General features: G+C 64.2%; 30 protein-coding genes. 13 read left to right on the top strand and 17 right to left on the bottom strand.

Features of this window, described 5'->3' with window-relative positions:
* The first annotated feature begins 72 nt into the window (after nucleotides 1-72).
* Nucleotides 73-276 (top strand): hypothetical protein, encoded by a 204-nt coding sequence (locus tag IVB36_RS38370; RefSeq protein WP_018456356.1) that lies wholly within the window; start codon nucleotides 73-75, stop codon nucleotides 274-276.
* 26 nt (nucleotides 277-302) lie between these two features.
* Here the strand turns inward: IVB36_RS38370 and IVB36_RS38365 are convergent, their stop codons facing one another.
* Genes IVB36_RS38365 through IVB36_RS38355 form a run of 3 tightly spaced genes read right to left on the bottom strand, consistent with a single transcriptional unit; the run spans nucleotide 303 to nucleotide 2889 of the window.
* Nucleotides 303-1424, bottom strand: a complete 1122-nt coding sequence (locus IVB36_RS38365) for an HD domain-containing phosphohydrolase (protein ID WP_247394927.1) — start codon at nucleotides 1422-1424, stop codon at nucleotides 303-305.
* Between the two features lie 50 nt (nucleotides 1425-1474).
* Nucleotides 1475-1795 (bottom strand): PilZ domain-containing protein, encoded by a 321-nt coding sequence (locus IVB36_RS38360; RefSeq protein ID WP_247394926.1) that lies wholly within the window; start codon nucleotides 1793-1795, stop codon nucleotides 1475-1477.
* Nucleotides 1792-2889 carry a DUF2336 domain-containing protein gene (locus tag IVB36_RS38355; RefSeq protein ID WP_247394923.1) on the bottom strand — a complete coding sequence of 366 codons (1098 nt, stop codon included), beginning with the start codon at nucleotides 2887-2889 and terminating at the stop codon, nucleotides 1792-1794. Before IVB36_RS38355 ends, IVB36_RS38360 begins: the two co-directional genes overlap by 4 nt.
* A gap of 296 nt (nucleotides 2890-3185) precedes the next feature.
* Between IVB36_RS38355 and IVB36_RS38350 the strand changes: the two genes are divergently transcribed.
* Both IVB36_RS38350 and IVB36_RS38345 read left to right on the top strand, forming a co-directional pair.
* Complete coding sequence (locus IVB36_RS38350) at nucleotides 3186-4133, top strand: AraC family transcriptional regulator (protein WP_247394920.1); 948 nt, start codon at nucleotides 3186-3188, stop codon at nucleotides 4131-4133.
* Between the two features lie 51 nt (nucleotides 4134-4184).
* Nucleotides 4185-4775 (top strand): NADPH-dependent FMN reductase, encoded by a 591-nt coding sequence (locus tag IVB36_RS38345; protein ID WP_085353019.1) that lies wholly within the window; start codon nucleotides 4185-4187, stop codon nucleotides 4773-4775.
* A gap of 4 nt (nucleotides 4776-4779) precedes the next feature.
* Here IVB36_RS38345 and IVB36_RS38340 read toward each other — a convergent pair whose 3' ends face one another.
* Nucleotides 4780-6861 carry a HAMP domain-containing methyl-accepting chemotaxis protein gene (locus IVB36_RS38340; RefSeq protein WP_247394918.1) on the bottom strand — a complete coding sequence of 694 codons (2082 nt, stop codon included), beginning with the start codon at nucleotides 6859-6861 and terminating at the stop codon, nucleotides 4780-4782.
* An 87-nt stretch (nucleotides 6862-6948) separates the two neighbouring features.
* The gene (locus IVB36_RS38335) at nucleotides 6949-7389 is read right to left on the bottom strand and encodes a DUF1810 domain-containing protein (protein WP_247394916.1); all 441 of its coding nucleotides are present in this window, start codon (nucleotides 7387-7389) and stop codon (nucleotides 6949-6951) included.
* Nucleotides 7390-7600: 211 nt separating this feature from the next.
* Here IVB36_RS38335 and IVB36_RS38330 point away from each other — a divergent pair, with 211 nt between their 5' ends.
* From IVB36_RS38330 to IVB36_RS38320, 3 genes are all read left to right on the top strand, one after another.
* Nucleotides 7601-8551: a DUF2778 domain-containing protein gene (locus IVB36_RS38330; protein WP_247394914.1), complete on the top strand. Its 951-nt coding sequence runs from the start codon at nucleotides 7601-7603 to the stop codon at nucleotides 8549-8551.
* Between the two features lie 79 nt (nucleotides 8552-8630).
* The gene (locus tag IVB36_RS38325; protein WP_007609546.1) at nucleotides 8631-8888 is read left to right on the top strand and encodes a hypothetical protein; all 258 of its coding nucleotides are present in this window, start codon (nucleotides 8631-8633) and stop codon (nucleotides 8886-8888) included.
* A 154-nt stretch (nucleotides 8889-9042) separates the two neighbouring features.
* The gene (locus IVB36_RS38320; RefSeq protein WP_247370926.1) at nucleotides 9043-10134 is read left to right on the top strand and encodes a substrate-binding domain-containing protein; all 1092 of its coding nucleotides are present in this window, start codon (nucleotides 9043-9045) and stop codon (nucleotides 10132-10134) included.
* 155 nt (nucleotides 10135-10289) lie between these two features.
* Here the strand turns inward: IVB36_RS38320 and IVB36_RS38315 are convergent, their stop codons facing one another.
* The 6 genes from IVB36_RS38315 to IVB36_RS38290 form a co-directional block, all read right to left on the bottom strand.
* Nucleotides 10290-11072: an ABC transporter ATP-binding protein gene (locus tag IVB36_RS38315; protein WP_018454552.1), complete on the bottom strand. Its 783-nt coding sequence runs from the start codon at nucleotides 11070-11072 to the stop codon at nucleotides 10290-10292.
* Nucleotides 11060-12115, bottom strand: coding sequence for a dihydrodipicolinate synthase family protein (locus tag IVB36_RS38310; RefSeq protein ID WP_247394912.1), 1056 nt, complete (start codon nucleotides 12113-12115; stop codon nucleotides 11060-11062). The genes IVB36_RS38315 and IVB36_RS38310 overlap by 13 nt, the downstream gene beginning before the upstream one ends.
* Nucleotides 12116-12121: 6 nt before the next feature.
* Nucleotides 12122-12943, bottom strand: coding sequence for a GNAT family N-acetyltransferase (locus tag IVB36_RS38305; protein ID WP_247394910.1), 822 nt, complete (start codon nucleotides 12941-12943; stop codon nucleotides 12122-12124).
* The gene (locus IVB36_RS38300) at nucleotides 12930-13967 is read right to left on the bottom strand and encodes an NAD(P)-dependent oxidoreductase (protein ID WP_247394908.1); all 1038 of its coding nucleotides are present in this window, start codon (nucleotides 13965-13967) and stop codon (nucleotides 12930-12932) included. Before IVB36_RS38300 ends, IVB36_RS38305 begins: the two co-directional genes overlap by 14 nt.
* Nucleotides 13968-13985: 18 nt before the next feature.
* On the bottom strand, nucleotides 13986-14756 hold the full coding sequence (locus IVB36_RS38295; protein WP_026232760.1) for an ABC transporter permease: 771 nt from the start codon (nucleotides 14754-14756) through the stop codon (nucleotides 13986-13988).
* 84 nt (nucleotides 14757-14840) lie between these two features.
* On the bottom strand, nucleotides 14841-15488 hold the full coding sequence (locus IVB36_RS38290) for a TetR/AcrR family transcriptional regulator (protein WP_018454547.1): 648 nt from the start codon (nucleotides 15486-15488) through the stop codon (nucleotides 14841-14843).
* Nucleotides 15489-15588: 100 nt separating this feature from the next.
* On the opposite strand from IVB36_RS38290, the gene IVB36_RS38285 reads away from it, so the two are divergent.
* The 5 genes from IVB36_RS38285 to IVB36_RS38265 all read left to right on the top strand — a co-directional run bounded on the left by IVB36_RS38285 (nucleotide 15589) and on the right by IVB36_RS38265 (nucleotide 19053).
* Nucleotides 15589-16605 (top strand): ABC transporter substrate-binding protein, encoded by a 1017-nt coding sequence (locus tag IVB36_RS38285; RefSeq protein WP_018454546.1) that lies wholly within the window; start codon nucleotides 15589-15591, stop codon nucleotides 16603-16605.
* 274 nt (nucleotides 16606-16879) lie between these two features.
* The gene (gene minC, locus IVB36_RS38280) at nucleotides 16880-17578 is read left to right on the top strand and encodes a septum site-determining protein MinC (RefSeq protein WP_026232759.1); all 699 of its coding nucleotides are present in this window, start codon (nucleotides 16880-16882) and stop codon (nucleotides 17576-17578) included.
* 19 nt (nucleotides 17579-17597) lie between these two features.
* On the top strand, nucleotides 17598-18413 hold the full coding sequence (minD, locus tag IVB36_RS38275; RefSeq protein WP_007591740.1) for a septum site-determining protein MinD: 816 nt from the start codon (nucleotides 17598-17600) through the stop codon (nucleotides 18411-18413).
* Nucleotides 18410-18691 (top strand): cell division topological specificity factor MinE, encoded by a 282-nt coding sequence (gene minE / locus IVB36_RS38270; RefSeq protein ID WP_007591739.1) that lies wholly within the window; start codon nucleotides 18410-18412, stop codon nucleotides 18689-18691. Before minD ends, minE begins: the two co-directional genes overlap by 4 nt.
* 176 nt (nucleotides 18692-18867) lie before the next feature.
* Nucleotides 18868-19053: a hypothetical protein gene (locus IVB36_RS38265; RefSeq protein WP_018454544.1), complete on the top strand. Its 186-nt coding sequence runs from the start codon at nucleotides 18868-18870 to the stop codon at nucleotides 19051-19053.
* Nucleotides 19054-19066: 13 nt separating this feature from the next.
* Here the strand turns inward: IVB36_RS38265 and IVB36_RS38260 are convergent, their stop codons facing one another.
* The 4 genes from IVB36_RS38260 to IVB36_RS38245 all read right to left on the bottom strand — a co-directional run bounded on the left by IVB36_RS38260 (nucleotide 19067) and on the right by IVB36_RS38245 (nucleotide 21533).
* A complete protein-coding gene (locus IVB36_RS38260; protein WP_018454543.1) occupies nucleotides 19067-19318 on the bottom strand; it encodes a hypothetical protein in 252 nt (83 codons plus the stop codon).
* A 108-nt stretch (nucleotides 19319-19426) separates the two neighbouring features.
* Nucleotides 19427-19816, bottom strand: a complete 390-nt coding sequence (locus IVB36_RS38255; protein WP_018454542.1) for a hypothetical protein — start codon at nucleotides 19814-19816, stop codon at nucleotides 19427-19429.
* Between the two features lie 92 nt (nucleotides 19817-19908).
* Entirely contained in the window at nucleotides 19909-20139 is a 231-nt protein-coding gene (locus IVB36_RS38250; protein ID WP_007591727.1) for a hypothetical protein, read from the bottom strand.
* 371 nt (nucleotides 20140-20510) lie between these two features.
* Entirely contained in the window at nucleotides 20511-21533 is a 1023-nt protein-coding gene (locus tag IVB36_RS38245) for a hypothetical protein (RefSeq protein ID WP_018454541.1), read from the bottom strand.
* Nucleotides 21534-21920: 387 nt separating this feature from the next.
* On the opposite strand from IVB36_RS38245, the gene IVB36_RS38240 reads away from it, so the two are divergent.
* Nucleotides 21921-22517 carry a L,D-transpeptidase gene (locus IVB36_RS38240; protein WP_198293348.1) on the top strand — a complete coding sequence of 199 codons (597 nt, stop codon included), beginning with the start codon at nucleotides 21921-21923 and terminating at the stop codon, nucleotides 22515-22517.
* A gap of 7 nt (nucleotides 22518-22524) precedes the next feature.
* On the opposite strand, the gene IVB36_RS38235 is transcribed toward IVB36_RS38240, so the two are convergent.
* Complete coding sequence (locus IVB36_RS38235; RefSeq protein WP_018454539.1) at nucleotides 22525-22953, bottom strand: hypothetical protein; 429 nt, start codon at nucleotides 22951-22953, stop codon at nucleotides 22525-22527.
* A 179-nt stretch (nucleotides 22954-23132) separates the two neighbouring features.
* Nucleotides 23133-23597: a MarR family transcriptional regulator gene (locus tag IVB36_RS38230; RefSeq protein ID WP_018454538.1), complete on the bottom strand. Its 465-nt coding sequence runs from the start codon at nucleotides 23595-23597 to the stop codon at nucleotides 23133-23135.
* 103 nt (nucleotides 23598-23700) lie between these two features.
* On the opposite strand from IVB36_RS38230, the gene IVB36_RS38225 reads away from it, so the two are divergent.
* Complete coding sequence (locus IVB36_RS38225) at nucleotides 23701-25623, top strand: FAD-binding monooxygenase (RefSeq protein WP_018454537.1); 1923 nt, start codon at nucleotides 23701-23703, stop codon at nucleotides 25621-25623.
* The last annotated feature ends 168 nt before the right edge of the window (nucleotides 25624-25791 follow it).

Raw genomic sequence — 25791 nt, 5'->3', positions numbered from 1 at the left:
CTTGCAATCTCGATCGTGCAGGAGGAACAATGTGCGGACTGAAAGGTTTGATGCTGGCGCGAGGGAATTGACATGCGGCGGCTCGCTAGCCTGGTTCGACGGTTCTTCGGCCCGCGAGTGCGGCGTCCGATCGATGATGATCCAAGTCTTCCTTTCACACCCGAAGAGTTCGGCCGGCTGATCCGCAGCGGCCGGCACGAGGACATGAAGCTGCTGGCCGAAGGGCTCGCCTGCCGGACCGTTCCGCGCCGCACCAGACATCGCGCCGCGCACTAGACTGGGGTCGAGACGGGTTGCTGCGCTTACCTCGTGAGAGCGACCTGCCTGAACGCGGTCAGCAGCGCCTTCTCCAACTTTCCGCTCATCCCGCATAGGATGTCATAGGCTTCGCTGCGTGGCAGCGTCGGCTTGTAGTGCCGATACTCGATCAGGGCCGCGAAGATGTCCGAGATCGTGAGAATCCGCACGATGTCGCCAATACTCTCGGCCCCGAGTGCATCCGGATAGCCGCTGCCGTCAAGAAATTCGTGATGATGCCGCACGGCATCGAGGATCTCCGGTGAGATATTGTCGTGGTCTTTCAGGAAATCGTAACCCGCAATCGGGTGAGTCTCGATCATGGCACGTTCGGCCGGATCGAGACGGCCGGGCTTGTCGAGGATGGCAAGCGGGATCCGGGCCTTGCCGAGGTCGTGGAACATGGCCGCCGAATACAGCCGCTCGAGATCGGCGCGGCCCACACCGAGACTCAGTCCGAAGTCGATCGCAACGCCGGTCACGAGCAGGCAGTGCTGGTAGGTTCCCTCGTGGTGGCGCCGCACAGTGGTGAGCCACTCGGACAAGCCATGCTGGGTGATGCGATCAGCGATCTTGCGGCCGGCTTCCTTCGTGCCGTCGACATCGATGGGCTCGCCGAGCGCGACGGCCGTGAACATCGACGCGATCGCCGTCGCCGCGGCCTCGACGGCATTGTCCTGCTGCGGCTCCTGACCTGAGGAAGCAGACGCCTCTTCGGCGGAATCAGCCAGCGCTGCCAGCAGCTTGATCTTGTCGATCGTCCCGGGAAGGACGAGCGTGGCCCCGAGCGCGTAGGCCTGCGAGATACTCACGTGAGAGGGGTGCTCGACCAGGAAGATGCGCTTCGTTGCCTTTGCGAACTTTATGGCTCGTTTCTTGATGGCCGCGATGGTGTGGACGTCACGCAATTCCGCACGGATGACGATCGCGAACGGCATCTGGGACAGCTTGGCTTCTGCGTCGAGCCGTTCGCCTGCGACGGCAAACCGTTGCTCGAGAATCGAACAGACGCTCGACAATTTTTCCGAGGAGTCAGCCAGCACATGCACGAATGGGCGTGCCGCTTCCTTCTCTCGGATGCCGCCGTCGCCTTTGACGGGGCGGGATATAGTTCGCGCGTTCTGCAAGGTTGACCTGAATCATGCTGGAGTTGGATCGGGCTGATGAATCCTTGGGCCTATTTGCTCTGAGCGGCAGCCTGCACAGCGGCTGCCGGTTTCTTCTTGCCGTCTGCGGTGACGAAGTGCACGCCGGCCGTGGTGCCGTCGATCCAGACCAGTTCGCAGCGCCGGTAGGCGAGCCCCCTCGAGGACAGCAGCAGGAAGAATTCCTTGGCCTGGAGCACGTCGAGCGTGCCCTCGACCTCGATCTTTGCACCGCTTTGCGATATGTCGAGCAAAACGCAACTGCGCCGCCAAGTGCCGTCCGAGCCCATTAGATTGACAGGCTGCTTGTGATCCATTTTTACGCGCATCGCTTTGCGACCGTCGAACTTCATCGGCTAACCCCCATCTTCGGGCTGCCATTTCTCGGGTCGCCTGTGCTGGCGTTTGCTACTATTTGCCCCCATCGCACTGTCCATTGGCTGGTGGACAGAAGCAGCGTCTCGAAGATCCGTTGCGCGCGCTCGCGCTCGGAATAGGAGAGCCTTTTTCCGCTGCGGTTGCTCAGGATGGTAAGGGTGGTCTGCCAGTTTAGCCGCGACGCCCGGCACGCCATGACCAGCCCCTCGCAATCGTCATCGCTCGCGACATGCTCGATAATTTCGAGCGGCGCCCCTGAAAGCACCGAGAGCGCCGTGAATAAATTGGCCGTCTCGCCGCGGATCGCAAAGCGGTTCACCGTGGAATCGTTGAGCTTGCCGATGCGGTTGAGGGCGACGATCTCGGGCCTCGCGCCCGCGTAGTCGGCCCGGCAAGGCCGCTTTGGCGGAGCCGGCTCCGCTTCCGGCACCGGCGCTGCGGCGGACGGGGCGGGTGCCTTCCGGGCTGGTGGGGCGGAGAGCAGCTTGCGCACGACCAGATCGGGCGTGCCGGGCCGGAGCACCAGCGCCTTCGCGATCTCGCCGTCCTGGTCGGCCTTGGCAATTAGCGCTGCATAGGCTGCGTCGGAGAATTTCGTTCCCTGGTTCTTGATCAGGTCAAGGCAGATCGGGCCGCCGTGCTTGATCAGCGCCTCAGTCACCGTCGGCGCGATGTCGCTGCGCGCGGCGATCGCGCGTCGATGCCACTCGCCACGGGAGTCAATGACAGCCTCGAGATCGGCTGCGGAAAGTGCACGCGACTTGAGCAACACAGGACATGCCACGTCCGGACTATCGTGCGAGGCGAGACGCCACAATGTTTCGGGAGGCGCGATGTCAAGTTCCGCGAGCGCCGTGCTGAGCTGAACCAGTGCGCTGGCCTCGACCCGTTCCGTCAATCGCAGCAGAACACCGTCGACCACGTTGACGAGCAATTCCCGGCACTGGCCGCGGCTGCCAGTGAGCAACTGCACCATGCCGGCGAGAATGCGTGCGCAACGGTGCGGTGGGTAGGTTGCGACCACCTCTTCCAATTCAGCAAGAATATCAGCAGGCGAATTTGCCATCATGGCAGGGGCCTGACCTAAAATTAATTTGGACTATCGAACTGCACCTATTCCGCCCGACAGACGTTAATTTGAAGTTTGGATTTTGCTCGTCTAGGTATATCTGCACCGCCGGCCACACGGAAAACGCTATCGAAAATTGGCGAGATTTGATGCGCCGCCTTGTCCTTGGACTTCGACGCTCGCCAACTGGTCGGCATAGTTCGAAGTGATTCTTTCAGACTTAAGGCACACGGAGCGCAGAAGCGGGCCGGCATCGTCGCCGGACGCGTGTGTTGCGACGCGAAGTTCACATTGCCATGAATAGAAGTGATGATCCGCCGACGCTGGCGCCAAAGGTATTTCGCTTCACCGACGTCGATGAATTTCGAAACGTCATACGAGGGCTCGACTTCGAGTTCACGCCTTTTGTACGGAGGATTTCGGCCGAGCAGAGTATTCTGTCGCTACCCGGCTGCGACGTGAATTTGACGCGGGCATTTCCGCGGGTCGTCGACGCACAGCTCGTCGAGAATTGTACCGCGATCGGATTCACGATGGACGATTTGGACGTGACCGTTCGATTCAACGGCGCGCGGCGTATACGACCCGTTATCGTCATCGGCAGCGGCGGCGCGGCTTACACCATCATCGAGGAGGTGCAGCGGCAAATCGCCTCGGTGGTGTTCAGGCCGGAGGTGACGGATCGCGGCTGGCCACAAGCAACCCTCTGCTTCAACATCTTCGAAACGACCGCTGCGGGCTTGAGCCGGCTTCGCGGTGTGGTCCGGGAAGTCTTGGAAGCCGCGTCGGAGCCCGTCGCCTCGCCCGACTTGCCGCTGAAGGCGGCCGGCATGAAGGAGACCCTGCTCGGCGCTGTGGACGCAATTTTCGAAAGTATCGTTCCCGCGCGATGGACCCTGCGCCCCAATGACGAGCGCAACTTCAAAGTCTTTCAGGACATCCGCGCGCTGCTTTCCGACGACCTCTCGCTGCCCATCTACAGCGACGAGATCGCGCGCAAACTCGGCTTGTCCGTTCGCACCATGCACGACGTCGCCCGCCGCTATCGTGGAATGAGCCTGCACCGCTACTTGCGCCTGCGGCGGCTGTGGCTGGTGCGTCAGCGGCTGCTCGCGGGTGCCGATAGTGTCAAGGCCGTCGCGCTGGCGTTCGGCTTCTGGCATCTCGGCGACTTCTCCAGAAGCTATCGCGACCAGTTCGGCGAGACACCGTCGCAAACGCTTGAATCCGGACGGCGAACTTAGCGCGTCAAAACGTTGAGGGCCGGCCTGATGATCCGTGCTAGACTGCTGCCCATGAGCAATCGCATTCTCGTCCTCTACGGTTCCTACCGTTCCGACCGCATGGGCATACGCCTGGCGAATTTCGTCATCGATCGCCTGCGCGCCCGCGGCGACGACGTCGTGTTTATCGACGCCAAGGCGATCGGCCTGCCGATGCTCGATCGCATGTACAAGGAATACCCCAAGGGCTCCGCACCCGAGGCGCTGGAGAAGCTCGCCGGAGAGATCCGCGGCGCCGATGGTTTCGTCTTCGTCACTGGCGAATACAATTGGGGCATCCAGCCGGGCCTGAAGAATCTTACCGACCACTTCCTCGAGGAGTGGTTCTGGCGCCCAGCCGCGATCGTGAGCTACTCGGCCGGCCGCCTGTCCGGCGCGCGTGCCTCGACCGCCTGGCATGGCACGTTGTCGGAGATGGGCATGGTGGTGGTGTCGAGCACCATCGGCGTCGGCCCGATCGCACAGACGCTGTCGGAAGCGGGTGAACCGATCGGCGAGGGCGGCAAAGCGCTGGAACGCTCGTTCCCGCGCTTCGCCGACGATCTCGCATGGTGGATCGAGGCGGCCAAGGCGCAGCGGGCGCGCAAGGCGCCGCCGTACTAAGCCCTTACGCCGACCTGACCTCACCGAGGAAGCGGTCGAACTGTCCGGCGAGATCGCGTGACTGGGACGAGAGCTGCTCGGCTGCGCCCAGCACCTCCCGCGCGGCCGTACCGGTGTCGTCGGCGGCGCGCTGCACGCCTGAAATGTTGGTGTTGACCTCCTGGGTGCCGCGCGCGGCTTCCTGGACGCTGCGGGCGATCTCCTTGGTCGCCGAGCCCTGTTCCTCGATCGCGGCCGCGATCGCGGTGCCGATCTGGTCGATCTCGCCGATGACGTCGGCGACGTTGCGGATCGCGGTGACGGTCTCGTCGCTCGCGGCCTGGATCGCCGAAATCTGCTCGGAGATTTCGGTGGTGGCCTTGGCGGTCTGGCCCGCCAGCGATTTCACCTCGGCAGCAACTACCGCGAAGCCGCGGCCGGCGTCGCCGGCGCGGGCGGCCTCGATGGTCGCGTTCAACGCCAGCAAATTGGTCTGCTCGGCGATGCTCTGGATCAGCGTGACGACGTCGCCGATCTTCTGCGCGCCCTCGGCCAGCGCACGGGCGGTGTCGCCGGTGCGGCGGGCGTTGTCGACGGCGCGGGCCGCGATCTCGGTGGACTGGGCCACTTGACGGCCGATCTCCGAAATCGAAGAGGTCAGCTCCTCGGTGGCGCTCGCGACCGTCTGCACGTTGCTCGATGTCTGCTGTGAGGCGGCGGCGACGACGGCGGCCTGGCTGTTGGTCTGGGCAGCCGTCGAGGTCATCGACTGCGCCGTGCTTTCCATGGTGGCTGAAGCGCGGGACAAGCCGCCGACGAGCTCGGTGACCTTGGCTTCGAACGCGCGGGTGATCCCGTCGAGCGCCTGTGCGCGGCGCATCTTGCCGTCGTTCTCGGCTTGCTTCTCGGCCGCGAGGCTGTCGGCCCTGATCATGTTGTCCTTGAAGACCCGGACCGCCGCGGCCATGGCACCGATTTCATCGGAACGCTCGGCGCCGGGAATCTCTTTCGTGACCTCGCCTTCGGCAAGCCGCGACATCCGCGTCGTCAGGTTGACGATCGGGGCGCAGACGCGGCGGCGGACCGTTACGATGAGGCCGGCGCTGGCGATCAGCGCGGCGAGGAGTCCCGCGAGTGCGATGGTGAAGCTGGTGTGGGCCGCAGTGGAGGCACCGGCGAGAATCTGCTCGGCGTTGTCGTAGAAGGCGTCGCGGACCTCGATAATGGTGCTGAGGCCGCGCTGCGTGGCGGTGTAATAGGTGTCCATGTCGTGTTCGTACTTGCCGGTGACCGCACCCTCCTTCACCAGCTTGAGCTCGCGGCCGAACTCTTCGATGTAGATCGCGTTGAATTTTTCCAGCGCGGCGGCGACGTTCGCCGGCGTTGCGGGATTGCCGCGCAACTCCAGCAGCGACATCACGATCTGATCGTTGCGGCCCTGCGAGCGGCTGATCTCGGCCTTCTCGGCATCGGTCGCCGGTTTCTTGCCGCCGACGAGATTCTTGTGCAGGCTGGAGTTGAAGCCGCCCACGTCGCGCAATGTCATCGCGATGTTGGCGTAGCTTGCCTGCCGGTAGGCATCGCCGTTGAGGATCGCCATGCGGCGAACCTGCTCGTTGAGCAGCGCGGTCACGCCGGCGTTGAGCACGGCGTTGTCGGCGACGATCTTCTTGGCGGCATCCTTGCGCGCCTCCGGCGGGCCTGCCATCGCCTTGTCGATGGCTTCGCGCAGCGCCGTGAACTTCGAATTGATGGCGTCGATGTTGCCGCCGGTGGTGTTGCCGTCATCGAACGGGCCGGGCAGGTCCTTGCGCAGCGCGTTCATCCTGTCGCGGGCGGCATCGGTCTGCTTGCGCAGCTTGTCCTGCTCGGCAAGCAGCGCCGGGTCGACCGCGGGAGGGCCATAGAGGATGTTGGTGGAAAAGCCGCGCTCGGGATTGAGGTAGCGCGGGATGTCGCTGACGGCGCGGACGATCGCCAGCCGCCCCTGCGCTTCGGTGATCCGTTCCATCGTCTGGTATTTCGTCACGGCGACGTAGACGGCGAGGCCGCCGCCCACTGTCGAGAGCGAGACGATGGCGGTGGTCAGGAGCGTACCGATTTTCATGATTCTGTCCGGCAACTGGCGCGGGAAATTATTTGCACGGACAATAGGCAGGCGATGTTAATCCCGGGTTTACGCTGGTGGCTGCGGTCACTTGGGCTGTCGGTCAAGGGCCGCGAGGATATCGAGCGTTGCCTGATCGCGCTTGTCCGAAAAATACCGGGCGAGCGCCTCGTCGAAAACGGGCTCATCGGACACCGCGTCGAACAGCGTCATCGACGAGCGGAATTTGGCATCATCGGGCGCGCCGAGGATGGCGTTGATGGTCCGGCCCTCGACGGCGAGCACGAGCCGCGTGCATTCGATCAGGCGCGGACCGAGGATGGGGTGGACGAGGTAGGCCTGGGCCTCGGCGCGGGAGGTGATGGCGTAGCGCTGGGACATGGCGCTGAAGCCGAGACCGGCGACCTGCGGGAAGACGAACCACATCCAGTGGCTCTGCTTTCGGCCCCGGGTCAGCTCCCCCTGGACGTCGCCATAGACCGGGTCCTGGGCCCGGACAAAGCGCTCTTGATCGAACGGATCGGTCATAAGATACCTTGGGATACCTTGGAATGGCTTGCCGGACCCTTGCCGGCCGCGATTATGCCTAACTTTTGGCTCCCAATGTGGTAGCTGGTAGAGAATCTCCGGGTGGGGGTGGGTCCCCTCGGGGGTCGATTTTGGGGATCTGATGGTTTCCGACCGGACACGAGCCGAGGGGCTATTGTCGCGCCGCCGTATTGGGCGAGCCGAGACGATATTGCTGTCTCTGGCCGCCGTCGCGCTGGCACTGGGCGCTGCCGCCTGGGTCGCGGATATCGGCGGTTCGGCCTCGCTGGTCACCGCCGCACTGCCGCCGGCCAATGCGCCTTCGTTCGATGATCGATTCGCTTCGGCTTCCAGCAGTCCGCCCGCCCGCGAGCTCGGCCTGCGAACGCTGGAGCGCTCCGCGGTCAATGCAGTCCAGCTCAAATTGCGCAATGCCAAGGCGATGCTCGCCCAGAAGCTCCAGGGCGACGACTGGCGCTCGACCCTGACCGATGACGACCGGCATATGTCCGAGGAGACGAGACAATCGCAGCGTGCTGACGCCATCCCGATGCCGCGCTCGCGCCCGCCCCAGGCGGACATCTCCGCCCAGATTGCCTCGAGCCAGGCTTATGCCGAGACCAACCCCCGGGTCGACAACCGCAATTTCTTCGAAAAATTCACCGACAAGATCAGGCTGGCCTCGCTGACGCCCGACAGCGGCCTGTTCGGCAAGGCGCCGGATCTCGCCGCGCTTGGCTACGATTCGCGCACCGCGGTCTACGACATCTCGGCCAAGGCGCTTTACCTGCCGAGCGGCATCGCGCTGGAAGCGCATTCCGGCATGGGCGCGCTGATGGACGACCCGGAGCACGTCGACCAGCGCATGGTTGGCGCGACCCCGCCTGCGACCTACGACCTGAAGCCGCGCGAAAAACTGTTTCACGGCGTCCGCGCACTGCGCTTGACGCCCGCCGAGGGCACCAGCGCGCTCGGCCGCGTCGGCCTGCTCACCCACAATTACATGCTCGGGCCTCGTGGCGACTCCAACGGCTGCGTTTCGATCAAGGACTATGATCGATTCATGAAAGCCTACGACAACGGTGAGTTCAACCGTCTGGTCGTGGTGCCGAGGCTGACCCCATCGGCGACCGCCTCGCAGCGCGCGAGCACCGAGTCCTGATATCTGCTCCGGATATTGGCCTGCTACGGCGGGGCTGCCGTTTTCCTTTCGTTAAGCCGTCATCGTCCAGAAGCAGCCCATGAGTGATCCGCAAAGTTCCGAGACCCCGCTGCGCACGACGTTCAAGATCAAGCTGAACGGCGACACGCTGGCGATCGCGACCGTCGGCCAGGCCTATCAATTCCTCACCAATTTCAAATCGGTCGAGTGGATGGAATTCCGCTCGCTGCATGAAGACGCGGTCGCGGCGCTCGAAGGCGCCGCCGAGAACGCCATGCTCGTGGTGCAGGCGACCAACGCCGTGCGCGCGCTGTTTGTGAGCGCCAAGCTGCTCTGAGAGCGACACGGGAAATTTGGGAAGATTCCGGGATTGCGCCGCGCTCCATCCGGGCTACCGCTCACTAGTTGAACTCCGCTATAGCAACAGGCCATGGTCTGCGACGATCGCGCTCAAGCCGATACGTTGAAACATAGTTCAGGGAGAGACCATCATGAAACGCCGTACATTCCTCAAGGGCGGCGCGGTTGCCGGCGCGACGACGCTGGTTGCCGCACCTGCGATCGCGCAAAGCGCGCCCGAGATCAAATGGCGCCTGACCTCGAGCTTCCCGAAGTCGCTGGACACTATCTACGGCACCGCTCAGACTTTTGCGAAATATGTTGCCGAGGCCACCGACAACAAATTCCAGATCCAGACCTTCGCGGCCGGCGAGCTCGTTCCCGGCCTGCAGGCGCTCGATGCGGTCAGCACCGCTTCTGTCGACATGGCGCAGACCCCGCTCTATTTCTACATCGGCAAGGAGCCGGCGCTGGCCTATGCCACCGGCGCGCCGTTCGGCATGAACCATCGCCATCAGGAATCCTGGTGGCATTTCGGCGGCGGCGCCGACCTCACCAACGAGGCGCTGAAGCCGTTCAAGGCGCACGCCATCCTCTGCGGCAATTCCGGCACCCAGATGGGCGGCTGGTTCCGCAAGGAGATCAAGACCGTCGACGATCTCAAGGGCCTGAAATTCCGCATCGCCGGCATGGGTGGTCATGTGCTGGCGCGGCTCGGCGTGGTCCCGCAGCAGATCGCGGGCGGCGACATCTATCCGGCGCTGGAGAAGGGCACGATCGACGCAGTCGAATTCGTCGGCCCCTATGACGACGAGAAGCTCGGCTTCCAGAAGGTCGCCAAATATTACTACTTCCCCGGCTGGTGGGAAGGCGGCGCCATGCTGCACATGATCGTCAACGACGAGAAGTGGGCTTCGCTGCCGAAGCAGTACCAGGCGATCGTCAACCAGGCCGCGTCGGCCGCGGGCGCCTGGATGCTCGAGAAATACGATAGCGTGAATCCGGCGGCGCTGAAGCGGCTGATCGCCAATGGCGCGGAGCTGAAGGCGTTTCCGCAGCCGGTGCTGGAGGCTTGCTACACCGCGACCCAGGACCATCTGAACGAGCTCGCCACCAAAAGCGACCTGTTCAAGCGCACCAAGGAAAGCCACGACGCCTATATGAAGGAGCTGCTGTTCTACACGCAGATCGCGGAGAATTTTTACGACAATTATCTGCTCGGCAAGATGCGCAACAAGGCTTGATCGCGCAAACTCCCGTAGGGTGGGCAAAGGCGCACTTGCGCCGTGCCCACCACTGCTTGCTTGACTCGCCATGGTGGGCACGCTTCCGCCTTCGCTCTTCGAGCTACGGCGGACAAGTCGCTTTGCCCACCCTATGGCATCTATCGTGCGCTGAATTAAGCCGCCCCCAGCCCCAGCTTCTCATAGATCCGGCGCGCATAGGCGCCGAACGCGTCCGTCGTCTTCAGCGGCAAAGCCCGTGGGAAGGGCAGGTCGATGGGGAAATAATCGGCCATCTTCGCAGGTCCGGCCGTCAGCACGGCGCAGTGCGAGGACAGGAACACGGCCTCCTGGATCGAGTGCGTGATGAAGATGATGGTCTTGCCGCTCTCGCGCCAGATCCGCAGCATCTCCAGATTCATCTGCTCGCGCGTCAAGGCGTCGAGCGCGCCGAACGGCTCGTCCATCAGGATCAGTTTCGGGTCGTGAATGAAGGCGCGCGCGATGGCGGTGCGCTGCTGCATGCCGCCGGACAGCTCGCGCGGATATTTCTGCTCGTAGCCGGCAAGACCCACCAGATTGAGCAGATCGCGCGCCCGCTCGCGCGCGGCCTTCATCGGAAGACCGACGATCTCTGCCGGCAGCAGCACGTTGTCCAGGATGGTCCGCCATTTCAGCAGCAACGCCTGCTGGAACACCATGCCAATGTCGCGGGTCGGATCGAACGGGCTTTTGGCGTTGCCGATCTTCACCGTGCCGCCGTCGGCGTCGTGCAAGCCGGCCAAAATCTTCATCACGGTGGTCTTGCCGCAGCCGGACGGGCCGACCAGCGAGACCAGCTCACCCTCCTGCACGTCCATGGTGACGTCGGACACCGCGAGGAATTCGGCGCCGCCGCTGCGATAGACCTTGCGGACGCCGTGCAGGCTGATGAAGGGGCTTGAGCTCATGCCAGCCATTTATCCAAGTTTGCGGCCACGAACGCGTCGTCGCTGAGGTCGGAATGCTCGCGGTACACGCGCTCGATCTCGTCCTTCTGGCCGGGGCTCAGGCCCTCGTTCGGATCGAGGCACCACAGGCCCTGCATCAGGCCCTGCCGTCGCAGCACCTCATGGCAGCCGGCGATGCAGCCGTGAAAATCGTTGGCGACGTCGAAGAAAGCGCTGTTGCAATCGGTGACGCGGGCATCGAGCGCGAGCAAATCGGCCGGCACGCTGTCCTTGTGCCGTGCCGCTTTGCAGCGCTCGAACTGTTTGATCGCGCTCGCCGTCCACACCGACCAGTGGCCGAGCAGGCCGCCTTTGAAATAAGTGCGCGTGGTGACGCCGTTGTCGCGGAGGTCGAACGGCAGCATCAAATCGAGCAGGATGTGGTCATCATTGCCGGTATAGAGCGCAACGCGGTCGAGCGCGCCGGCTGCTGCGACGCCGCGTAAAACATCAAGGGTCCGGTAGCGGTTGAACGGCGCGATCTTGATCGCGATGACATTGTCGATCGAGGCAAAGCGCTGCCAGAACCGGCTCGACAGGACCACGCCGCCGACCGCCGGCTGAAGATAGAAGCCGACCAGCGGAATTTCGGCTGCGACCGCTGCGCAATGCGCGATGATCTCGTCCTCCGACGCGCCCTTCATCGCAGCGAGACTGAGGAGCCCTGCGTGATAGCCGATGTCGCGCGCGGTGCGGGCTTCAGCGGTGGCCTGCCTAGTCGGACCGGCGAGGCCCGCGACCAGCGCCAGCGGACGCTTGGTCCAGTTCGCCGCCGTCTCGGCGGCGAGCTCGAGCACGGGACGATAGAGGCCGACGTCACGGATCGCGAACTGCGTGGTGTGCACGCCGACCGCAAGGCCGCCGGAGCCGGCGTCGATGTAATAGCGCGTCAGCGCGCGCTGATGCTTTTTGTCGAGCTGGCGTTCGGCGGTGAGCGCGAGGGGATGCGCCGGCAGGACGGTGCCGTCGGCGATCAGCTTGCGGATCTCGCTGTTGATCTGGCTGTGGTGCATGATGTCCTATCCGAATTCAGGGCCGGCGACGGCGAATGGCATGTCTTCCCCTGCGGCAGTGGCGGGGCCGAACCGCATGCGCTGGAACGGCCGTTCGATGCTCCAGCCCGATGCGGTCAATGCTTCAGGGAACGCGGCGTGCGACGCGACGGCATCGAGCAGCAGCGGCCCGGTCTCCAATCGCGCGATGGCATCGACCAGGGTCAGCGCGGCTGCGGTGTCGTCGGCAAACAGCGGGCCGATATGGCGCGCGGTACGTCCGTCGCGCACCAACGCGATGGCGCCGTTCGCGGCGACGATGCGCGAGCCGGAACGCTGCGCGAAGTTGGAGAGCAGGGCGGTTCGATCGAGGCCCGTGGCGCGCCGGTCGCGCGCGCGGAGCGCGTCGAGCGTCGCGGATGAAGGTGCCTGCCCGGACGCGGATGCCGATTTCACCAGCTTGAGCCGGCGCAATTGCAGGGTCGGCGTGAACCCGAGCGGCCCATAGACGGCAGCACCGTCCGGGGTTGCGTCGAGCCAGCTCGTCAGGCCGCGTTCGCGCGCCATCGCCAGGCAGGCATCGACGAGCCGCGTGGCGAGACCGCGCCGGCGATGGCTTGCCGTCACCAGCACCATGCTGATCCAGGCGTTGTCGCCCGGGTAGGGCAGGAGCGCCGCGGTCGCGACCAGTTGCGCGCCATCACGGATGCCGAACGCGACGCCGTCGCTTAGGAAAAACCGCCAGTCGTCTTCATTCTGGTTCCAGTGCGCCTCTGTCGAGAGCGCGAGGCCCGCCGCAGCATCCTCGACGCCAAGCCGGATGATGCGCGGATCGTCAGTAGCGTCCATCGCGCACCTCGTATTTGGTGGGCTTGCCGAGGCTCGGCATGGCGCGCGACACCCAATCCGCCGTCCAGGCGATCAGCTGCTCGGTGTCGACGACCGGCAGGCCGAAAAGCTCGACTGCCTTGGACGTGTCGGTCAGCCACGCGGTCGGCTCTTCGTTTCCTGTCAGCACCGGCATACGGCCGAACCTGGCGCCGAATCTTGCTGCGAGGTCGCGCACCGCCAAAATCTCGTGGCCGCTGACATTGATCGGCGAGGTCGGCGCTGTGCAATGCGCGAGGCAGCGCAGCGCCTGGGACGATGCATCGCCCTGCCAGATGAAATTGACATGGCCGATGCTGAGGTCGATCGGCGTGCCCGTGAGCACTTTCAAGGCGATGTCGTGCAGCACGCCATAGCGCATGTCGATCGCGTAGTTGAGGCGGAACAGCCGCCCGGGCGTTCCGAACTTGCGCGAAAAATACTCGAACATGCGCTCGCGGCCCACGCAGGACTGCGCGTATTCGCCGGGTGGGTTCGGCGCCATGTCTTCGCCCGATCCTTTGCCGTCGACGGGGACGAAGGGATAGATGCAGCCGGTCGAGAACGCCACGATCCGCGACGACGGGAAGGCCTGTGCGACCAGCGCCGGCACGTGCGCATTCATCGCCCAGGTCAGCGAGAGATCGCCCTCAGCGCCGAATTTGCGGCCGGCCATGAAGACAATGTTGGGCGCCTTCGGCAGCGCCTGAATCGCGGTCTCGTCCATTAGGTCGCAATTGATAGTCTCGACGCCACGCGCGTGCAGCCAGTCCTTGACGCCGGCGTCGCTGAAGCGGGCGACGCCGATGACACGGCGATCGGGCGCTGCGGCCTTGGCAAGCCCCGCAAGCGTCGGCCCCATCTTGCCGGCGACGCCGAGGATCATGATGTCGCCGTCGACCCGGGCGAGGTCGTCGATCAATGCCTCGGTCGGCCGGCACAGGAGATCGTCGAGCGCAGCGATATCAGGGATGGTCTTCGGCAGGTTGTGGCGGGTGAGGAGCATGGTTTTGGTCCTTGATCTTCAAGTTTGTCTTGCGTCGCCGACGACGAAGATGCGTTCGAGGACGAGCACGAAGCCGTAAAGCGCGACGCCGAGCAGGGTGAGCAGCACGACGGCCATCACCATCGCGGGCGTGTCGAGCGACGACTGCACCTGGATCATGAGGTAGCCGAGCCCGCGCTCGGAGGCGATGAACTCGCCGACTATGGCGCCGGCGACCGCGAGGATGGCGCCGACCTTCATTCCGGAGAAGATGTAAGGCAGCGATCCCGGCAGCTGGATCTTGCGGAACAGCGTCCAGCGCGAGCCGCGCAGCGATTTGACGAGGTCGAGCAGATCCGGCTCGACCTCGCGCAAGCCCCGCGCGGTGGTGAGCAGGATCGGGAAGAAGCAGATGCTGAAGGCGATCAGGATGTTCGGCACGATGCCGTAGGAGAACCAGACGATGAGGAGCGGACCAAGCGCGACCTTCGGGATCATGTTCAGCGTCACGAACAGCGGCAGCAGCACGAGGCTGATCAGCGGCGCCCAGCTGAAGATGACGGCCAGCGTCACGCCGACGAAGGCGCCGAGCGCAAAGCCGCCGAGGATCTCGATCGCCGTCACCAGCGTGTTGGCGCCCCAGGCGTAGCTCGCGGTTCCCAGCGTCTGGATTGTCGCGAGCGGCGAGGGCAGGATGAACTTCGGGACGTGGAAGGCATCGACCAGCACCTGCCAGAGCACCAGCACGGCGAAGTGCACGATTAGGACGATCGCAAAGCTGCGCGTATTGCGGGCGCCGTCTCCTGTCACCGGTTACCCCCTGCTGTCAGCGGCCACCTTGCCGCTGGTCGCAAGCCTAGCCGTCCCGGAGGGAAGTTTCAACCAGTTGGTTGATTATGGCCGGAGCGAATGCAGCACGAGATCGGCGACGTGCCGGCGGCGGGCGCGGCGCGCGGCCCGGCTCGACAGGTCCTTGCCGAAGATCGCCGACAGCGTCGGCGTGTTGGAGAGATAGAAATAGCTGAGGCCCGCGATGGAGATATAGAGCTGGATCGGGTCGATCCCCTTGCGGAACATGCCGGCGCGGACGCCTTCGTGAAGGATGTGGGACACGCTCTTCACCAGCGGCGAATGCATCGCCTCCAGCCGCGTCGAGCCGCGGACGTGGCGGGCACCGCCGCGGTTCTCGTCGTTCAGAAGCACGATGAAATCGGGGTTCGTCGCGAGGTAATCGAACGAGGCCTCGATCAGTTTCCGGATCGCCTTTCCCGGCGGCAGGCCTTCGAGATTGAGCTGACGTTCCTGCTCGCGGATATCGGCGTAAACCCATTCGAGCACGGCGAGATAGAGCGCGTCCTTGTCGCCGAAATAGTGGTAGACGAGCTGCTTGTTGACACCGGCGCGCTCTGCGATCTCGTCGACGCGGGCGCCGGCAAAGCCGTGCCGGGCGAACTCCTCGCGCGCCGCGGTGAGCAGCTTCTTGCGTGTGGCGACCGGGTCGCGCCGCTGCGGCACGGTGTCGCCTGAACGTTTTGCGGGCATTTCCAACCAAACAGTTGACAAGTTGAGGGCGGCCTTGTTGCATTGGTATCCTCACGGGGGGAGAGCGACAAGCCGGTCGCGGGCAACGAGGAGAGATGCGATGAAGCGTTTGCAGGCGGCGGGCTCGGCCCTGGCGGTGGCCCTGATGCTCGGATCACCAGTCGTGCCCGCGAACGCGGGCGAGGCGGTCAATCTGATTCTGAACTGGGCGCCGACGGCCGATCACTCGCCCTATTATTACGCCAAGGCGCAAGGCTGGTACGAGAAAGCGGGCATCGATCTGACCATCGAGGTCGGCAAGGGCTCCGGCGTCTCCGCCGCCAAGGTCGGCTCCGGCGGCTCGCCCTTCGGCGTCGCCGATCTCGCCACCATGCTGGTGGCGAAGAGCAAGGGGGCTGACGCTGTTGCCGTGATGAGCGTCTACGCCAACACCGGCCAGACCTTCTACTGGTTGAAGAGCTACGGCGTGAACGGGGTGAAGGATTTTGCCGGCCACAAGATCGGCAATCCGCCCGGGGACGCCTCGCGTGTGATGTGGCCGGCCTTCGCCAAGGCTGCAGGGCTTGCGCCCGACTCCGTCGGCTTCGTCAATGTCGGGCCGACGGCGAAGATCGCCGCGCTCAAGAGCCATACGGTCGACATCATCAGCGACTTCTACAACGAGCACGATTTGAAGGTGATCGAGTTCGGAAGCGATCTCGGCTACGTCAATTGGAAGGACATCGGGCTCAACCCTTACGGCAATTCGCTGATCGTCAACGGCGGCTATCTGCAGAAGAACCCGAAGCTGGTCGAGGCGTTCGTGCGGGTCACGCAAAAGGCCTTCGCGACCTGCGTCGCCGACGCCGCGCCCTGCCTGAAGGCGCTGCTCGATCAGGTCTCCGGTCTCGACAAGGAGAACCAGGAGCGCCAGTGGGAGCGCATCAAGTCCCTGATGACGGACGAATTCACGACGACGAAGGCACTCGGCTGGATCGACGGCGAGCGGATGAAGAAGGACTACGATCTGGTCCAGACCTATCTCGGCATGGAGAAGCCGTTCGACGTCACGACGGCGTTCACGACCAAGATGCTGGACCCCGCCATCAAGATGGATGCGAGCAAGGTGAAGAAGTAGGGGGGCTGGTCGCCGCGCCGGCCCCACATTCCGCTGTCATGCCCCGGCTTGACCGGGGCATCCAGTACGCCGCAGCCTTTCGGCTGACCCGCAACCGTCTCGGAGTACTGGATCGCCCGCCTTCGCGGGCGATGACCGTTGTGCGGGGCGAGAGCGCCTGCTCAACGCCCTTGGTGCGCTTCCATGCCACGTAACCCCACGGAGAAATTAACCGGCCATTAACCATATCGGCGGCATCGTTAACCATTCAATAACAGGGGACGAGTCGGCCGCTATGGAGGCTGCAGTAAAACCTCAACGCCAAATGGTTCGCCTGCGCGGGCGCTCCTATGTGGCCTTCGTCTTCGTGCCGACGGTTCCCATCCAGGACTGGCTGCAGGAGATCGACACCACCATCGCGCGCTCGCCGGGCTTCTTCGCCGGCCGCCCCGTGGTGATCGACCTGTCCTCGGTCGATCTCAGCCAGTCCGGCATCGGCCATCTGCTCACCAGCCTTCAGGACCGCAACATCCGCGTGCTCGGGATCGAGGGCGTGGAGGAGGGCCGGTTGAACCCCATGATGCCGCCGCTGCTTTCGGGCGGGCGCAGCTGCGTGGTCGAGCCGAGTGCGCCCAAGAAGGTCGAGGCAAAGGTCGAGACCAAGCCGACCTCGCTGCTGCTCGAAAGCCCCGTGCGGTCGGGCCAGACCGTGATCTTCCCCGAGGGTGACGTCACCATTTTGGGCTCTGTCGGCTCCGGCGCCGAGGTCGTTGCCGGCGGCTCCATTCACATTTACGGCGCGCTACGCGGTCGCGCCATGGCGGGCGTGAACGGTCACACGAGCGCGCGCATCTATTGTCAGAAGATCGAGGCCGAACTGCTTGCAATCGATGGTTTTTACCAGACCGCCGACGATATCGACGCGGCCCTGCGCGGCAAGCCGGCCCAGGCCTGGCTGCAGGGCAACACCATGCGAATTACTGCGCTGAACTGACCAGAAGGAGATTTGAGAGATGGCCAAGGTACTGGTCGTGACGTCAGGCAAGGGGGGCGTCGGAAAGACCACGACGACCGCCGCACTGGGGGCTGCGCTCGCGCAGCGCGGCGAAAAGGTCGTCGTCGTCGATTTCGACGTCGGCTTGCGCAACCTCGACCTCGTGATGGGCGCCGAACGCCGCGTCGTGTTCGACCTCATCAACGTGGTGCAGGGCGTCGCAAAGCTGCCGCAGGCCCTGATCAAGGACAAGCGGCTGGAGAACCTCTGGCTGCTGCCGGCCTCGCAAACCCGCGACAAGGACGCGCTGACCGAAGAGGGCGTGGGCAAGGTCATCGACGATCTGCGCAGCCGTTTCGACTGGGTGATCTGCGACAGTCCGGCCGGCATCGAGCGCGGCGCCTCCATGGCGATGCGCTTTGCCGACGAAGCCGTGATCGTCACCAATCCCGAAGTCTCCTCGGTGCGCGATTCCGATCGCATCATCGGCATGCTCGATTCCAAGACGGTGCGGGCCGAGAAGGGCGAGCGGGTCGAGAAGCACATTCTCATCACCCGCTATGATCCCTCGCGCGCCGCGCGCGGCGAGATGCTGACCATCGAGGACATCCTCGAAATTCTTGCAACGCCCCTGCTCGGCATCATCCCGGAGAGCCAGGACGTGCTGCGCGCCTCCAACGTCGGCACGCCCGTGACGCTGTCGAACGCGGAAGGCGCACCGGCGCGGGCCTATATCGACGCGGCCCGACGGCTGTGCGGCGACACCGTGCCCATGCAGGTGCCGACCGAGCGCAAGGGCTTCATGGACCGCCTGCTGCGACGGAGGGCCGCATGAGCATGGGTCTGCTTCGGCTTCTCCGCGGCAACAAGGCCTCTGCACCCGTCGCGCGCGAGCGGTTGCAGATCCTGCTTGCCCATGAACGCGGACTGCGCGGCCAGCCCGATCTGCTCGGTGTGCTGCGTGAGGAAATTCTCGCGGTCGTCTCCAGGCACGTCACGCTGGACCCGACCAAGGTCATCGTCCGGCTCGATCGCGGCGACGAGGTCTCGACCCTCGAGGTCGATATCGAGGTGCCCAACGATTTCGAGCGCAAGCGCGCGGCGGCCGGCTAGGGACCTCGGCCGCGACGCTTCAAATTTGGGGTTGGTGAAAAGGCGGTCCGCTGGGCATAGCGGGCCGCCTTTTGCTTGCTGACGTGAACGCTACGGAACGAGGTCCGGGGCTCAATCGTTGTGAACAACCCGCGGCGGCGCGATGCACCGCGGTTTCGTCAAACGGGAGAACGCCCATGATGACCGAGGTCCAGGTCCACACCGTCGCGCGCCAGATGCTGGAACAGCATGGTTTTGCTGCGATCGCGAAGGCCGCCGAACAGGCCAGGGCTTGTGAGGGCCGCGGCGAGGCCGACGAGGCCAAAGAGTGGCGTCACATCGCGGACGCGATGAAGATCATCCGCGGTCCGCACCAGAGCTGACACTCCCCCGCGTTCAACGCTCCCCGCGGTCAGCGCCCTGCGGCGAGGTGCGATTCTGTGTCTGCGGCTGGGAGCGCTCGCCCGTCTCCTTGCAGGGGAGCGGCTCCCACGAGCCATCCGGCGCCTGCTGATAAGCGCTACACGACGAAGACGAGGTCGATTTGTCCTCGCCCTTCTGGGCATTGGAATTCTTCGCCAGCACGGGCGCAGTCAGCATCGGTGCGACGGCAAACGCGACCGCGAGAAGGACATGGTTGATCCGCATGGAGCTCCCCTGTTCGAGTTCGAAAGAGCCGCATGCTGGCGAGAAATGTGACGATTATTGGCCGAAGCAAAAATTCCGGCGCGGCGTGCTTAACGCCGCACGATCACGCTAGCCGCCCTTGCTGCGGATCAGGCCGGCGAGGTTGGTCTTCTGGGCCTCGCACCAGTTGGGCATGCCGAGGCGGCGTTGGTTGAGGTCGGTCGCCTGGGTGGCCACCGCGACCTCGGCCATCAGATCGTCGTCCTGCTTCTCGCCCATCTTGCCACCCGTGTGCATCCAGGCGATCGCCTTGCGGACCTTCTCGGTGGTGCCTTCGGGCAGCTGCATCTGCTCCGCCTTCTGCACCAGATCCTGGTAGGCGATATCGGTGCCCGGACATTCGACCTTGGCGGCGAAGGCCTGCAAGACCAACGTGACATAGGTCGAGCGTGGATGGTCGGCCGCTTGGGCGGACGCGGCCAGCAGCAACAGGGCCGTCATCAGAAAACCAGTGCGCATCCTTGGTACCTCCCCGAATTTTCGGGAAGGCTAGCGGCTGCCGCGCCGCTCCGCAATGGGGATAGCGTGCGCCCGCGAAGCCGGCCGGCGGGTTAGCGCCGCCAGGCCGGCACCGGATCGAGCGGCGTGCGATAGACCTCTTTGTGATCGCGGTCGGTGACGCGCACAGCGCAACCCTTGCTTTGCAGCTCGGGCTTCACCTGCGACAGCTCGGTGGCCAGTTGAACGGCGCGATCGGAGGCGACCTCGATGTCTTCGAGGATGATACCGCCCTGGTTCTTGAACTCTTCACCAACCACGAGATCGAAGGAATAGTAAGGCATCCGAATTCCCCGGTGTGACGAATTGAGCTTCGGGTGGACGTTTCAACACATGACCGATGGTACCACTGAGTCGATGTTTATCGAATGAACGGCGCGCGCAATCTCTCTGCTTATGCGCAGAAATGATGTGCAGCATTCAAGCGTGTTAAGATTTTATTAAATATGTTGGCGTGATCATGAGGCATGGAATTGCAGCAGAACCGGGCTCCGGGAACCGGCAGCTGCAAGAGAAGGCCGCCGGCATAGATCCCGACGGCCTTTTCTCTTGATGGAAAACGATCGAAGCTCGCTTCCCGTAGTCATCCGGATTCAACGCATCACATCGACTCTGACAGCATCGCTGGTGCGACGCGTCGTCGCGTGACGATGGTTCAGCGCAGCGGCATTGGCGGGCGTACGACAGGTCCGTCGTCGTCGGCAACGGCTTGCGTCGTCATGGCAGCGGGCGGTGGGGCTGCGGCAGCCTGCGAGGCCGGCGGCGGCGGAGCGAGCGGCGCCGGCGAATAAGCCGGCATGTAGGTGTGCGACACGACCGGCTTCGGTTTGCGAACCGGCGGCGCCGCGGGCCGCGGCGGTAGCGCGGACATTTGCGCGCGCGGATCGACGCGCGGCTTCGTATCGGCCACCGGCTTCGGCGCGGGCGGCTTCGCCATCTCGCGTGCCATCTGCTCCTGCCCGGCCTTCAACTCGGCGATGTTGGCCTTGAGCTGCTCGATCTGTTGCGCCATCGCGGTGAGATCGCGCGTCATCGACTGCACCGATTGTACAGGATCGGGTTGTGTTGCCGGGGGCACTGCTGCTGCAACCTGGGTTGCAGGCGGAGCCGCCGATTGGTCGGCCGCTTGATCCGTTGCGACTTGATCAGTTGCGGGCTGGTCCGCAGGCGACGCGGCCTGCGCGGCGGCGACCGGTGCCGTCTGCGACGTCGAAGGCAACAGCGACGCCAAAGCCGGGGTCCATTCGGCGAGCATCTGTCTTGCGGTGTCGCCATGTTTCTCCCAGGCGACAGTGGCGGCTGCGCTTCCGCCCGCAAACAGCATCGTGACGAACGCACCGCGCAGCCACTTGCCGGCGGAAGAGCGCTTCTGCCGGCTGAGGCCATCACTGGCCGCGACGCGCACGGCGGTGTCGACCGAGGGCGCTGCCGGCTGCGGCTCCGCGACGGGACTGAACTTCGGCTCCGGATTCATTCTGGGCTTCAGCAGGAACGCCGGATCTATTTTGGGTTCCGGACGGGTCGTGATCTCAGGCGCGAGCGCGGGCGCAACGCTGAGAGGGCGCGAGGCCAGCAAAATGTCAGGCGAAATCTGCACGGCGTCGTGCGGGTCGTTGTTCGTGACCGTGTCCTTCACGATCTCATCGACGATTTGCCGAGAGTTCAGCGTCGCGAGCATCGCAGCTCCTTTGAAGCCTGGGTGTTTTGAAGCCCCAGGTGTTGAGTATTGAGGTATCGGTCGTTCGCATTGGCGCGAGCAGATCCGTTGAGGTGGGCCCATCCAAATCCCCAAATCCGATGAGGCCCAAGCACCATGACCCACGAGTCCAGCCGGGTTTGACCAAAGCAAGGCGAGGGGATGGAGACTGTGCGACGCTCTTGCGCCGTTTGTGGTGATGGAACCCGCCTCAGAAAACACGCGTAATTGTTCCACAATGCCTTGTTTTCAGCACGATTTTGGCAGCATCTGGTGTTGCTGGGGGCGCTGCTATCGCTATCGGGGCCGGCGGTGCCAAGATCCTTATTCGTTCTACTCGTCCTTGCCATGCTTCCGTTGGGCGGCTGCATGCAGACGACGCTTTCGCCATCGACGGACGCGAGCATGACGACCCGCGACCGGCAGTTGCTGGCGCATACGCCTTACGCGCAAGCAAACGTGCCCGAGCAATATCTCCGTCATATCGTCGATTATCCGCGCAAGGAGCAGCCGGGCACGATCCTGGTCGATACCGATGCGCGCTATCTCTATTTCGTGCTGCCCGAAGGCAAGGCGATCCGCTACGGCGTCGCGGTCGGCGAGGAAGCCATGGCGTTCTCCGGAGTCGCGCGGGTCGGTCGTCTAGCGGAATGGCCGGATTGGGTTCCGACGGCGGACATCCAGGCGCGGCTCGGGCCCTATCCGGCGCGGGTGCCCGGAGGCCCCGCCAATCCGCTGGGCGCGCGGGGCATCTATCTCTATGCCGGCAACAAGGACACGCTCTACCGCATCCACGGCACCAACCAGCCGGAATATATCGGGCAGGCGATCTCGTCCGGATGCATCCGGATGCGCAACGAGGACGTGATCGATCTCTATGACCGGGTGAAGCTCAACTCAATGGTCGTGGTGCTGCCGCCCGGACAGAACGCGCAAGTCGAGGCGCGGCCCAGCTGGCGCGGGTGAGGTCGCCCTAGTTCTCGGGACGGGCGACGCGCCATTGCAGCGTCGTGGCATTGCCATTGGCCTCGCCCGGCGCCTTGTCGGCCGGCGAGGTGTAGAGCGGACGATAGCGATAGGCCCACATCTTGCTGCCGTCGTTACGGTTGATCACGGTGAAGTCGCCGACCGCTTTGGCATCGGCCGTTGCGGGCAGCGGCACCCAGCTCTCGACGCATTTCCCGTTGCAGTTCGACGTCTTGCCGGTGGTATCGCGCTCGTAATAGTAGAGCGTCATGCCGTTGAGGTCCACGAGTGTGGGGCCCTGCTTGGTCAGGATGACTTTCGCCGGTGAGGTCGCGGGCTTCGGCGGCGGAGGGGCATCGCCGCCGCCATGGCCATTCGCGAGCGCCGGAGCGGTCGAGAGCGCGATCGCCGCCGCCGCAATGAGGAACCTGAACATCCGAAACTCCAGACCGGCAAAGTTAATCGCGCGTTAAACGCCGAATGCCGTCGACCGTAACAGCCGAAGGTTAGTTCCTGGTTTCGCGATACTGCGACAATGAGGGGTAGAATTACGGGGCTTTCTGTCTTGGCACGTTTTCTTGACGCGAAGCGGTATCCACCTCGCTCGAAAACGCTCTATGCCTGCACTCCGCGCAGCGGGGCGCGGCTGAGTTCGTTGCCGGCGGCGATCGCCTTGTGCAGGAGGCGCATCAGATCATCACCTTCCTTCGCGCTGAGGCCACGCAGCATGATGCGTTGCGCGGATTCGACGGCCGGCGTGATCTTGCGCAGCGTGCGGCGGCCTTCGTCGGTGATCTCGAGCTCGCGGGCACGGCGGTCGCGGCGCGAGGCGCGGCGCTCCGCGAGCCCCTTCTGCACGAGCCGGTCGATCACGCCGGTGATGGTGGTGCGGTCGTAGGCGATCAATCCTGCGAGCGTCACCTGGTCGAGCCCCGGATTGGCCTTGATGGTCGCGAGCGCGGCGTATTGCACCGGCGTGAGGTCGAAGCCGGCATCCCCGACCTCGGCCAAAAACACCGCGACCGCGATCTGCTGGAATCGGCGCGCCAGATGTCCGGGCATGTCGTTGTTGTCTTTCACCGAATTTCTCCGTTGGGGCGGGACGGCCGGGATCGTTGACAAGTATACTGATAGTCAGCATACTGATCAATATCCAACCGGAACATCGGCGGGAGAGGTGCTCATGCAATTCCATCTCAATGGATTTCAGCCGGGCGACCCTGAAATCGCCGATCCCGCCGCGCGCATTCAGCCTTCTGGCGCAACGGGCGCCGTGCCTGAAGAGGTCGATGTCCTCATCGTCGGCTGTGGCCCTGCGGGCCTGACGCTCGCGGGCCAGCTTGCGCAGTTTGCCGACATCAAGACCTGCATCGTCGAGCAGAAACCGGACCGCTTGCTGGTCGGGCAGGCCGACGGCATCGCATGCCGCACCATGGAGATGTTCCACGCCTTCGGATTCAGCGAGCGCGTCCTCAAGGAAGCCTGCTGGGTGAACGAGACGACATTCTGGAAGCCGGACGAGCGGGTGCCGGAACATATCGTCCGTAGCGGCCGGGTGCAGGACGTCGAGGACGGCTTGTCGGAATTCCCGCACGTCATTCTCAACCAGGCGCGCATCCATGACGGTTTTCTCGACGTCATGCGCAAGGCGCCGGGCAGGCTCGAGCCCCATTACAGCCGGCGCCTGCTCGACCTTCAGGTCGATCCGGCCGCGGGTCCCGCCGACCATGCCGTGACGGCGCGGCTCGAACGGGTCGATGGCAGGAACGAGGGCAAGATCGAGACGATCAAGGCGCGCTACGTCGTCGGCTGCGACGGCGCCCGCAGCACAGTGCGCAAATCGATCGGTCGCGAGTTGCTCGGCGATTCCGCCAATCATGCCTGGGGCGTGATGGACGTGCTGGCGGTGACCGATTTTCCGGACATCCGCTTCAAGGCTCTGATCCAGTCGGCAAAGGACGGCAGCCTGCTGATCATTCCGCGCGAGGGCGGCTACATGGTGCGCCTCTATGTCGAGCTCGCCAAGCTCGACATCGGCGAGCGCGTCGCCAATCGCAACATCACCGCCGATGACGTGATCGCGAAGGCGCAGCGGATCCTGAAGCCGCATACGCTCGATGTGAAGGAGATCGCGTGGTGGTCGGTGTACGAGATCGGCCAGCGCCTGACCGACAAGTTCGACGACGTGCCGGAGACCGAGACCGCTACGCGGCTGCCGCGGATCTTCATCGCCGGCGATGCCTGCCACACCCACAGCCCGAAGGCGGGGCAGGGCATGAACGTCTCGATGCAGGACGCTTTCAATCTCGGCTGGAAGCTCGCTGCCGTTTTGCGGAAGCAGTCTGCGCCGAGCCTGCTGCATTCCTATTCGGCCGAGCGCCAGGCGGTTGCCAAAGAGCTGATCGATTTCGACCGGGAATGGGCGGGGATTCTTGCGTCCGCCGCCAAGGCCGGCGGCGCCGACGCCGCCAGGACGCAGGACTATTTCGTGAGGCACGGTCGCTACACCGCCGGCACGGCGACGCATTACCGCCCGTCGGTTCTGACGGGAGCGACGTCCCACCAGCATCTCGCGCAAGGCCTCGTCATCGGCACGCGATTTCATTCCGCACCGGTGATCCGGCTTGCGGATGCCAAGCCGGTGCATCTCGGTCACGCTGCGCAGGCGGATGGCCGCTTCCGCATCTACGCTTTCTCCGGCGCTGAGGATCCTGCAGCAACCGGATCGGCCGTTCGCGCCTTGTGCAATTTTCTCTCCGATGCGCGGGAGTCGCCGGTCCGGCGTTACACCCCCGCGGTCGCCGACATCGATAGCGTGATCGACCTGCGGGCGGTCTTCCAGCAGGATCATCGCGAGCTCGCTCTCGAGGCGATGCCTGCGCTGCTGCTGCCGCGCAAGGGCCGCTACGGCCTGATCGACTACGAGAAGATGTTCTGTCCGGACCTCAAGAATGGTCAGGACGTTTTCACCATGCGCGGCATTGACCGCAAGGCGGGCTGCATGGTCGTGGTGCGGCCGGATCAGTATGTCGCGACCGTGCTGCCGCTCGATGATTTTGCTGCGCTTGCTGCGTACTTCGACGGCTTCATGCTGCAAGTGAACTGACGGGCCGGCGGCGCACACGTAGGCTCTCTCTGCGCGCGGTGTCGATGAACGGCGAATGAATATTGAACCGCGCGCGGCATCCGTCTCGATCTTTTGGCGGATGAGACCTTCGTACGCGGAACGCCCGTTCCGCTAGCGCGTTCCGACTCGAAAGAGGAGGACTACGCC

The sequence above is a fragment of the Bradyrhizobium sp. 35 genome (assembly GCF_023073215.1).
Taxonomy (GTDB): Bacteria; Pseudomonadota; Alphaproteobacteria; order Rhizobiales; family Xanthobacteraceae; genus Bradyrhizobium; species Bradyrhizobium canariense_D.
Note: the sequence above shows the minus strand (reverse complement) of the source record. Positions and strands in the feature narration are given on the sequence as shown.